Here is a 10,332-nt window from a genome sequence, read left to right as displayed (position 1 = left end):
GAAGGCGATCCTGACTATAAAGTTAACTGCATATCACAGGCCTATAAGTATTTGTTTTGTAGGCAAAAAACTATTTTTAATTTTTAACAAAATGTTCACGATCTCGCCCTGAGCGAAACACTTAGCCGCTGAAAACAACTTTGATATGGCAATGACCATTATCATTTGCTTTAAACCCACAGCACTTTCCCTAGTATCTGGCAAAGGGATAACAGCAAACTGGCCTTTTGTGTTCATAGCGTGACTTGTTTCGTCTTTTATTTGTTGCAGAGTAGGATGCTTCATTTTGCACAAAAGTTTATAGTTGTGATAACAAAGCCTCCACGCTTGTTCAAAGTCTTTGCCACTTGGAGGATTGTTTTTTATTTCATCAAATAAATCTCTTTGTGCAGCCATCTTGGATAGCAGTTGAGGCTTCCATGGAACATCACCATTTTTATCGGCAAGAATTTCTTCGGCTAAATCATCTCTGCCGCTAATACAATTTACTACAAGAGCATTTTCATAAAGAGAGGACGCAACACATGCAGCTTGATACGGATAACCCCAATTAATAAGTAACCAAACCCCTCTGAAGTCACTCATTACTCTCTTTAGAAAAGCCGCAGCCAATTTAAGAGATTTACTGCCAGACTCTTCGCCTTTTAAAAATGGTGCTTTGATAGCAAGATTCATACATTTTTCGGCAAGCTCATCCCAAGGCTTTAAGGCGTGGTGATTTTTATCAATTGCATGAACCTCTAGCTGAGCAAGGTAATTCCAATAATGATCTGGCCAATTATCTGGTGTAATATCCATTTTTGAAAATCCTTTAAACCACTCTAGGCCACATAACAGTGATTAGATAGAAGGCGGCACTAATCTGATAGCAGAGCCTTCCATATAACTCCACTCTGCCCTGATAGTTGCCGCGATAATAATCAAATTAAATCAGAGCATTACCAATTTGATTCTGATGCATGAATATGCTCGTTTGACCCCCCTTGTTTAATGCTTCCATTGCCTTTTTATAAAGAAACAGTTCAGGAGCCGGCTACGGCAAATTCCAGCAAGGCTACCGCCCCTGAGTTCCAGCCCCCAGTTCGCTGCTTTTCACCTGCGAGATAGCAACCATCGCTGCCATGACGCCCTCCTGAGAGATGGATTGTTGTTTGGCCATCTTAAGGGGCCGGATTGAGACATGGAAAGAGGAAGTTGATAGAAACCTGAGCTGGTTCAACCAATTAGTGATGAACAGCTGCTTTGAGTGGGCTCTTGGGTTAGCAGAGGATGCAGATATTCCCCTCACCCCAACCCTCTCCCAAGGGGAGAGGGAGCTTGTCTGGGGTCAGACGGAGGCTGCGGGTTGGCACGGTGTTGATCCCTCTCTTATTCGCTGAGGTGAGCCCTCTTGTCCAGGCCGCGAGGAAGGATGCCGAGCGAGCGGCGTTGGGCCATGGGCAAAATCGGGAAAGGGCGAGCACAGCTCGACCCGATTTGGCGCGAGAACATGGATGTTCGAAGCGGGCTTTGGGCGAAGCCATGGATGGCGGAGGGCAAAGGCCCATCGGCGCGTGCCGTTGGACAAGAGGGTGAGCCGAAGGTACCCGACGTCAGTCGGGCGAATAAGCGGGGGTGGCCTTTCTTTTGGTGACTTTTCTTTGGCCACGCAAAGAAAAGTCACTCGCCCCGGCCCGAAGGGCGGGCGAAACCCCGTCGAGGGCAGGGCCCTCGCGTTCCATGCGGCGCAGCCGCATCAAGGGGCCTACCGCTGGCTCGAGCGTTCGGATTAACTCCGCCCGAATCGCGAACGTCCGAATACGCGACCCTATTCGAACCAAATCAGGGGAAATCCTGATTGCCCTCACCCTGACCCTCTCCCGGAGGGAGAGGGGACAAAGTGATAGGAAGCAAAAGAGATAAATAGAAAAGGGAGCCCAAGTGGGCTCCCATTATGCTGGCTGGCTGGCTGGCTGGCTGGCTGGCTGGCTGGCTGGCTGGTCAGGGTCAACGGCATCTGACCCCAAATCCAACCTTATCTATTGGTCGCGGCCTTCATCCCTTCCACAAACTCCTTCAGGCGAGTGAGCATATGCTCCGGGTTCTTGTGGTGGGTCTCGATGATCTTGACCACGGCGGAACCGGAGATGGCGCCGGCGGCGCCGGCCTTGATGGCCTCACGCACCTGGGCCGGTTCGCTGATGCCAAAGCCGAGCAGGGCGGGGGGAGCATTGAACTCGCGCAGGGTGTTGATGAGGCCATCCACTGGCATGCCGGCCTTGGTCTCTGCGCCGGTGACGCCGGCGCGGCTCACCAGATAGGTGTAACCGCTGCCAAGCTCGGCAACTGCCTTGAGCGTCTCGGTGTCACCGTTGGGCGGGGCGATAAAGATGCTGTCGATGCCGAACTTGTCGGCGGCCGCCTTGTAGGGGGCGCACATCTGCACCGGCACGTCGGCCACCAGCACCGAGTCCACCCCTGCCTGCTGGCACTTCTCGTAGAAGCCGTCGATGTGGCGCACATAGACCAGGTTCGCGTAGACCAGCAGGCCAATGGGGAGCTCTGGGTACTTGGCGCGGATTCGGGCAAGCAGGCCGAAGCAGTCGTCCGGGGTGGTGTGGCTGGCAAAGGCCCGCAGGGCGGCACCCTGAATGGTGGGGCCGTCCGCCACCGGATCGGAGAAGGGAATGCCGAGCTCCAGGGCATCGGCGCCCCCTTCGACCAGGGCATCGACGATGGCCAGGGACAATTCGGGGGTGGGGTCACCCAGCATCACGAACGGCACGAAGGCGCCCTGATTGGCCTTGTCCAGACGGGAGAAGAGTTGTGCGTAGCGATTCATGACAAGGTTCCTTCTTTCTCGAAAATGTCGGCAACGGTGAAGATGTCTTTGTCGCCACGGCCGGAGAGGTTGACGATGAGCACCTGCTCTTTCTCCGGTTCACTGCGGGCCATCTTGAGGGCGTGGGCCAGGGCGTGGGAGGACTCCAGCGCCGGTATGATGCCTTCGGATTTGGCCAGCTCCTGGAAGGCGTCCAGCGCCTCCTTGTCGGTCACCGAGGGGTACTCGGCGCGGCCGATGGCGGCCAGGTGGGCGTGCTGGGGGCCGACGGAGGGGAAGTCGAGACCCGCCGAGACGGAGTAGGACTCCTGGATCTGGCCCTGAGTGTCCTGCATCAGGTAGGAGTGCATGCCAAAGAAGACCCCCTTGCTGCCGTGGCCGAGCGGCGCACCATGCTCGCCGCTCTCGATGCCGTGACCACCCGGCTCGACCCCGATAAGGCGCACTGACGGCTCATCAATAAAGTCGGCAAACATGCCGATGGCATTGGATCCGCCGCCGACGCAGGCGATCACCGCATCGGGCAGGCGCTCTTCCTTCTTGAAGCACTGGGCCTTGGCCTCTTCCCCGATCATCTTCTGGAACTCCCGCACTATGGTGGGGAAGGGGTGAGGGCCGGCGGCGGTGCCGAGCAGGTAGTGGGCGCTGTCGTAGTTGGCGGCCCAGTCGCGCAGCGCCTCGTTGCAGGCATCTTTGAGGGTGGATGAGCCCGAGTGCACCGGAATGACGGTGGCCCCCATCAACTTCATGCGAAACACGTTGGGCTTCTGGCGCTCGCAATCCTTGGCACCCATATAGACCCGGCACTTGAGGCCGAGCAGGGCGCAGGCCAGCGCCGTCGCCACACCGTGCTGACCGGCACCGGTCTCGGCGATGATCTCGCTCTTGCCCATGCGCTTGGCGAGCAGGGCCTGGCCCAGCACCTGGTTGGTCTTGTGGGCGCCGCCGTGCAGCAGATCTTCACGTTTGAGGTAGAGCCGGGTCTTGGTCCCCTTGGTCAGATTGCGGGTGAGGGTCAAGGGCGTCGGGCGACCGGCATACTCGGTCAGCAGGGTCTGAAATTCGGCAATGAAGGCCGGGTCATCCTTGGCATCGACGAAGGCCTTCTCCAGCTGGAGCAGGGCGGGGATGAGGATCTGGGGCACATACATGCCACCAAATTCACCAAAAAACGGGTTGAGCAGGGTCATGGTTATCTTCCTTTACATTCTGCAATTGAGATCAGGTATGAGCCTTGGCGGGCTGAGGCGTATGGCTGGGGCACATACATGTCATCGACGAAATTCACCGAAAAACGGATTGAGCAGGGTCATACATTATTCCTTGTGCTTATAGGCAAACGCAGTTCATTAATTTGGTACATGTCACTAGAGGGTTCGCAGAGCGGCAAAGGCCGCCGCCAGCTTGTGTGCATCCTTCTGGCCCGGGGCACTCTCCACCCCGGAGTTGAAATCAAGGCCGAGGCAACCCACCCGGGCGGCCTGCAGGGCGTTGTCGGGATTGAGCCCCCCCGCCAGCATCAGCCTGGCTTTATCGAGACTTCCCAGCAGGGCCCAGTCGAACGCCTGGCCGGTGCCGCCGCTCTGGTTGCCCACTTTGGTATCGAGCAGCAGGCGATCCGCCGGGTAGTCGAGGGAGGGCAGGGGATCGCCGCTTGTGATGCCGACCGCTTTCCAGATCTGGCAGCCTGCCGGCAGCAGGGGGCGCAGGGTCTCGATATAGGCGGCGTCCTCATCCCCGTGCAGTTGCACCGCGGCCAGTCCCAGAGCTTCCACCGTCTTGGCGATGGTCTGGGGCTGGGCATTGCGAAACACCCCCACATAGGAGAGCGGCGCACCCGCCATGACGGCGCGGGCGGCGGGAATGTCCACGTAACGCGGGCTCTTGGCGACGAAGATAAGGCCACCGAACACGGCCCCCGCCTGATGGGCGGCGGCGGCATCCTCGGGGCGGGTGAGGCCGCACACCTTGTTCTGGCCGAGCACCAGCTTGCGCACCGCCGCCTCCAGATCCGGCTCGCTCATCAGGGAGGAGCCCACCAGGAAGCCCTTGGCATGGGCGCGCAGATCCGCCACCTGGGCGCGGTGGTTGATGCCGGACTCGCTGATGACCACCCGATCGGCGGGGATCTCGGCCGCCAGCTGCTTGGTGCGGGCGAGATCCACGCTCAAATCCCGCAGATCCCGGTTGTTGATGCCAATCACGGGGGCGCCGAGGGCGACGGCGCGATCCCGCTCCTCTGCATTGCTCACCTCGGTGAGCACCCCTAGACCTAACTCTTTCGCCACCTTGAACAGGGCGCGATAGCCCTCGTCGGTGAGCACGGAGAGCATCAGCAGGATGGCGTCTGCCTGATAGTGGCGGGCCAGATAGACCTGATAGGGGTCAATCATGAAGTCCTTGCAGAGTACCGGCTGCTTGACCCGGCCGCGCACCCTGGGCAGGAAGGCAAAATCCCCCTGGAAGAACTGCTCGTCCGTCAGCACCGAGATGGCGGTGGCGTAGTTGCCATAGATGTCGGCGATGGCCTCGGGGCTGAAGTCGTCGCGGATCAAGCCCTTGGAGGGGGAGGCCTTCTTGCATTCGAGAATGAAGCGGGTGGAGCCTGCACGCAGGTCCCCCTCGAAGTCCCGATCGCTTGGCACCAAGGCGCCCTGGAAGCTCTCCAGGGGCTGGGCCAGCTTGCGGGCCGCGACCCACTCCTGCTTGGCGGCCACGATTTTGCCGAGAATGGTCTGGTTGATGGACGCCCGATTCAGGAAGGCATCGGGGGAGGAGAGGGGGTCGAGCATCTCGATATCCTTGCTAAGAGTGGTACTGCCTTGTTGGCTGCCGTGAGTACTGACTGACATCATGCCTCCTGATGGCTCAGGGTGGCGAGGGCCTGGGCAAGCAGGCGGGTTTCACCGCTTGCAAGCTTGGCCAGCACCTGCGCGGCCGCCTGCTTGAAGTCCGGGGCCTTGCCCGCCATCACCAGCAGCGGCGCCACGTTGGCGGCGATGGCGGCGTTGTGGGCCGCAGTGCCTTCCCCTGCCAGGATGGCGTCCGTGATGGCGCGGTTCTCTTCCGGCTCCCCCCCTTGAATGGCGCTGACCGGGTAGGTCTCGAGGCCAAAGTCTGCCGGGGTGAGCAGGTATTCGCGAATTTCGCCGTCACGGATCTCGGCCACCTGGGTCGGACCGTGAATGGCCACTTCGTCCAGCCCGGCGCCGTGTACCACCATACCGGTTTTCAGCCCCAGTGCCAGCAGGGTTTCGGCGATGGGACGCACCAGCTCGGGGGCATAGACCCCCATCAGCTGGTAGCTGGGGCGGGCGGGGTTGATAAGCGGCCCCAGGACGTTAAACAGCGTCCTGGTTTTCAAGGCCTGGCGCACCGGCATGGCGTGGCGCACCCCGGCGTGGTACTGGGGGGCGAACAGGAAGCAGATGCCGAGCTCGTCCAGACAGCGGCGAGCCTGGGCCGGGCTCATGTCGAGCTTGATCCCCATCTTGTCCAGCAGATCGCTCGAACCGGACTTGCTCGAGACGGAGCGGTTGCCGTGCTTGGCCACCTTGAGGCCGCAGGCGGTGGCCACCAGGGCCGAGGTGGTGGAGACGTTGATGGTGTTGAGGCCATCGCCACCGGTGCCGACGATGTCGCAGAACCCATAGTCCGGGCGCGGGAAGGGACGAGCCTCCGCCAAGAGGGCCTCGGCGGCGCCGGCGATCTCCTCCGGGGTCTCCCCCTTGAGCTTGAGGGCGGTGAGCAGGCTCGCGAGGACGATGGGATCCACTTCGCCACGGACCACCTGGCCGAAGGCGTCGCGGGCGGCGTCGCGGGTGAGAGACTGCCCCTGATAGAGGGTGTTGAGATGTTGATGCATGGGGTCTCCTTACCGCGCGTCGCTTCGTGAGAAAAGGCTTTCTGGACGACAGATATGGGCGAGGGCCTGGGTCAGCAGGCGGGCCCCTTCCGAGGTCATGATGGATTCCGGGTGGAACTGGAAGCCCAGCACCCGCTCGTCCCGTTGCTCTATGGCCATGGGCATGCCCTGATAGTGGGCAATCACCTGCAACTCCTCCGGCACATAGGTCGCCACCAGGGAGTGGTAGCGGGCCACCGGCAGCGGGCTTTGCAGCCCCGCGAAGGCGCCGTGACCGTTGTGCTCAATCAGCGAGCGCTTGCCGTGGACTATCTCGCCCGCCGCCCCGACGGTGCCGCCGTAGGCTTCGCACAGGGCCTGATGACCGAGGCAGATGCCGAGGATGGGCACCCGGCCGCGGGCCAGCTTGATGAGATCGATGAGGCAACCGGCCTCATGGGGGGCGCCCGGTCCCGGGGAGAGCACCAGCACGGCGTCACCGTCGCAGGCTTCTATCTCCTGCATGATACGGGTCGCCGGCAGGCTGTTGCGGTAGATGCGCACCGGATAGCCCAGGGTGCGGAACTGGTCGACGAGGTTGTAGGTAAACGAATCGAAGTTATCGAGCAGGAAGATGTTAGTCATGGTGCTGCTCCTTCGAAGTGCGGAACTGATCGGCCAAGGCGCTGTAGGTAAAGGAGTCGAAGTTATCGAGCAGGAAGATGTTAGTCATGGCTCACGTCCTTATGTTGCTCCTGCTGGGCGCTCAGGGCTTGCAGGGAGGTGCCATGGCTGGCGGCGATGGCGGCCAGCACGGCGGCCGCCTTGGCGCGGGTTTCGTCCGCTTCGGCCTGGGGCTTGGAGTCATAGACCACGCCGGCACCGGCCTGGACATGGGCCAGACCCGCTTTCACGAAGGCGGAGCGGATGACGATGCAGGTGTCCATCTCCCCCGCGCCGTTGAGGTAGCCCACGGCGCCGCCGTAGCTGCCGCGGCGCTTGCCTTCCACCATGCGGATAAGCTCGCTGGCCCGCAGCTTGGGGGCGCCGGTCAGGGTGCCCATGTTCATGCAGGCCTGATAGGCGTGCAGGGCATCGAGATCCGAGCGAAGGCGGCCCACCACCCGGGAGACCAGGTGCATCACGTGGCTGTAGCGATCCACTTTCAGCAGATCCTTCACGTAGCGGGTACCGGGCTCGGAGATGCGGGCGATGTCGTTGCGACCCAGATCCACCAGCATCAGGTGCTCTGCCACCTCTTTCTCGTCCTGGCGCAGTTCGAGCTCGATGCGGCCGTCCAGATCCAGATTGATGCTGCCATCGGGGTTGAGGCCACGGCGGCGGGTGCCGGCGATGGGGTACATCTCCACCTGGCGGCTGGCGGCGCAGAACTTGACCGCGCTCTCCGGGGAGGCGCCAAACAGGGTGAAGCCCTCATCCTGCACATAGAACATGTAGGGGCTGGGGTTGGTCTGCTTGAGGCGGCGATAGGCGGCCAGCGGGTTGGGGCAGGGGAGGGAGAAGCTGCGGGACGGCACCACCTGGAAGATGTCGCCGCGGCGAATGAAGCCCTTGAGCTTCTCCACTTCGGCGCAGAACTGCTTGTCGCTCTTGTCGATATGGAGGTTGCCGGTGAGGGGCTTGGCGCCCTGCGCCACCGGTTGCGGCTGCTGGCAGGCCTGCTTGAAGGCCTCGAGGCGCGCAGTCAGCTGTGCGTAACGCTCATCGAGCTGGCTCTCGTCCTGCTCGCCGCCAAAGAGGCAGGCCAGCAGCGCCGTGCTCTGCTTGATGTGATCTATGGTGATCAGGGTCTCGGCCACATAGAAGCAGTAGTCGGGGCAGTCGTTGCTCCCTTCCGGCACCTCGGGCAGATCCTCAAAGGAGGCGATGAGGTCGTAGGCGAAGCTGCCTCCCATGAAGAGGGCCTCTTTACCCTGCTGGCACTGGAGCTCCTGTTGCAGGGTGCGCAGCACGTCCAGCACGCTGCTGCCCTTGAGGCGGCTGTCTTCATCAAGGGTGCGATCGGAGGCCGGGAAGTCGAGTTGCAGCGCGTCCGCCACCCGGGTCTGGGTGACGACGGCGCTCAGGCGCTGCTCGAGCAGGCGCTGCAGCGCGGCGCCGTTGCTGGTGAGGGCGCGAACCCGCACAGTGCGGCCACGGCACTCGATGCGCAGGCAGGCATCCACCAGCAGCAGGCTCTGGGTGCCGGCCTTTGAGTCGATCTCCACCGATTCCAGCAGCAGGTTGTTGGGGCTGTCCTGGCAGAGCCGAGTGTAGAGCGCCAGGGGATCTGTCACATAAGGGGCATTGAGCCTGATGGTATCGAATTCGCCCAGGGGTAACCGGGTCTTGTTGCCTGTCATAATGCCTTCCCTTGCATGTGTTGTGTGTAACCGATGGTCATGGCGTTTCTCTCGAATTGGGATTGGATTTTCGTCACGTCAGCGAGTTCGCCATCGCCATGTCAGTGCACTTGTCTGAATTGTCGGTTTCATCACAGGTCCATTTGCCGGATAATAAAAAAGCCCGCTGGGGTCAGCGGGCTTTTTCTTTGGGTTCTTAATTTGCTGTCAGATTACAGGTACAGCAACGACCACACGCCCGCATGTCAGGGAGTGTGCCACCACCAGATGGTCAGGATGGAAGTCGTTTGCATGATAGCGTCCTGTAAAAAGATGTTTGCAATGAAGTGCCTACAGAAAACGATAAAGCCGCGGCCAAGTCAAGTCGCTTTTTTGCCTTCTTTTCCCCAAGCAGGCCCCCTGATGAGAGCGAAACAAGCCGATGAGATTCGATCTTCACTGTCATACCACGGCCTCGGATGGCGTGCTGAGCCCCGCCGATCTGGTGCGCCGCGCCGCCGAGAAAGGGGTGGAGGTGTTAGCGGTCACTGACCACGATACCCTTGACGGGCTTGATGAAGTCCGTCAGACGATCCAGAACGAACAGTTGCCGCTGCGACTGGTGAGCGGGGTCGAGATCTCCACCGGGTGGGAGCACCACGAGATCCACATAGTGGCGCTCGGGGTGGATGAAAAAAATCCGCAGCTGACTGCCTTCCTGGCCGGCCAGCGGGCCCGCCGGGAGGCGCGTGCCCAGGAAATAGGGCGCCGTCTGGAAAAGTGCCAGATCCCGGGCACCTATGAAGAGGCCAAGGCCCTGGCCGGCGATGCCGCCGTGACCCGCGCCCATTTTGCCCGGGTGCTGGTGGCGCGCGGGGTGGCCGACAACATGCAAAAGGTATTCAAGAAGTACCTGAGCCGGGGCAACAAGGGCTATGTGCCCGCCGAGTGGCCCGAGATGGGGGAGGCTATCACCGCCATTCACGCCGCGGGCGGGCTGGCGGTGCTGGCCCACCCGAGCCGTTACGATCTTACCGCCAAGTGGATCAAGCGGCTGCTGGTGGCCTTCAAGGCGGCCGGTGGCGATGCCATGGAGGTCTCCCTGCCCCAGCAGAGCCCACAGGAGCGGGCCAACCTCGGTCAGTGGGCCAAGGATCACGACCTCTATATCTCGGTGGGGTCCGATTTTCACTTCCCCTCCAACTGGACCGAGCTGGGCCGCCATCTGTGGCTGCCCAAGGAGGGCATGCCGCTCTGGCTCGGACACCCCGATCACTTCGGGCTCAGCCAGGAGCAGCATGCCAGCCTGCTGGCCAGCCGCTGAG

8 protein-coding genes are annotated in these 10,332 nt (G+C 61.0%); 1 reads left to right on the top strand and 7 read right to left on the bottom strand.

What is annotated here, in order from left to right; translation table 11 throughout:
* Positions 1-33: 33 nt before the first annotated feature.
* From ACB030_RS06015 to ACB030_RS05985, 7 genes are all read right to left on the bottom strand, one after another.
* On the bottom strand, positions 34-798 hold the full coding sequence (locus ACB030_RS06015) for a hypothetical protein (protein WP_371158609.1): 765 nt from the start codon (positions 796-798) through the stop codon (positions 34-36).
* Between the two features lie 1,216 nt (positions 799-2,014).
* Complete coding sequence (trpA, locus tag ACB030_RS06010; RefSeq protein ID WP_371158608.1) at positions 2,015-2,821, bottom strand: tryptophan synthase subunit alpha; 807 nt, start codon at positions 2,819-2,821, stop codon at positions 2,015-2,017.
* Positions 2,818-4,011 carry a tryptophan synthase subunit beta gene (gene trpB / locus ACB030_RS06005; protein ID WP_371158607.1) on the bottom strand — a complete coding sequence of 398 codons (1,194 nt, stop codon included), beginning with the start codon at positions 4,009-4,011 and terminating at the stop codon, positions 2,818-2,820. Before trpB ends, trpA begins: the two co-directional genes overlap by 4 nt.
* 177 nt (positions 4,012-4,188) lie before the next feature.
* The gene (gene trpCF, locus ACB030_RS06000; protein WP_371158606.1) at positions 4,189-5,676 is read right to left on the bottom strand and encodes a bifunctional indole-3-glycerol-phosphate synthase TrpC/phosphoribosylanthranilate isomerase TrpF; all 1,488 of its coding nucleotides are present in this window, start codon (positions 5,674-5,676) and stop codon (positions 4,189-4,191) included.
* Complete coding sequence (trpD, locus tag ACB030_RS05995; protein WP_371158605.1) at positions 5,673-6,686, bottom strand: anthranilate phosphoribosyltransferase; 1,014 nt, start codon at positions 6,684-6,686, stop codon at positions 5,673-5,675. The genes trpCF and trpD overlap by 4 nt, the downstream gene beginning before the upstream one ends.
* Positions 6,687-6,695: 9 nt before the next feature.
* Positions 6,696-7,310: an aminodeoxychorismate/anthranilate synthase component II gene (locus ACB030_RS05990; RefSeq protein WP_371158604.1), complete on the bottom strand. Its 615-nt coding sequence runs from the start codon at positions 7,308-7,310 to the stop codon at positions 6,696-6,698.
* A gap of 80 nt (positions 7,311-7,390) precedes the next feature.
* Positions 7,391-9,028, bottom strand: coding sequence for an anthranilate synthase component 1 (locus ACB030_RS05985; RefSeq protein ID WP_371158603.1), 1,638 nt, complete (start codon positions 9,026-9,028; stop codon positions 7,391-7,393).
* 421 nt (positions 9,029-9,449) lie between these two features.
* Between ACB030_RS05985 and ACB030_RS05980 the strand changes: the two genes are divergently transcribed.
* Positions 9,450-10,331 (top strand): PHP domain-containing protein, encoded by an 882-nt coding sequence (locus ACB030_RS05980; RefSeq protein ID WP_371158602.1) that lies wholly within the window; start codon positions 9,450-9,452, stop codon positions 10,329-10,331.
* Position 10,332 lies beyond the last annotated feature (1 nt).

It is taken from the genome of Aeromonas sp. S16(2024), from assembly GCF_041403065.1.
In the GTDB taxonomy this organism is placed as follows: Bacteria; Pseudomonadota; Gammaproteobacteria; order Enterobacterales; family Aeromonadaceae; genus Aeromonas.
Note: the sequence above shows the minus strand (reverse complement) of the source record. Positions and strands in the feature narration are given on the sequence as shown.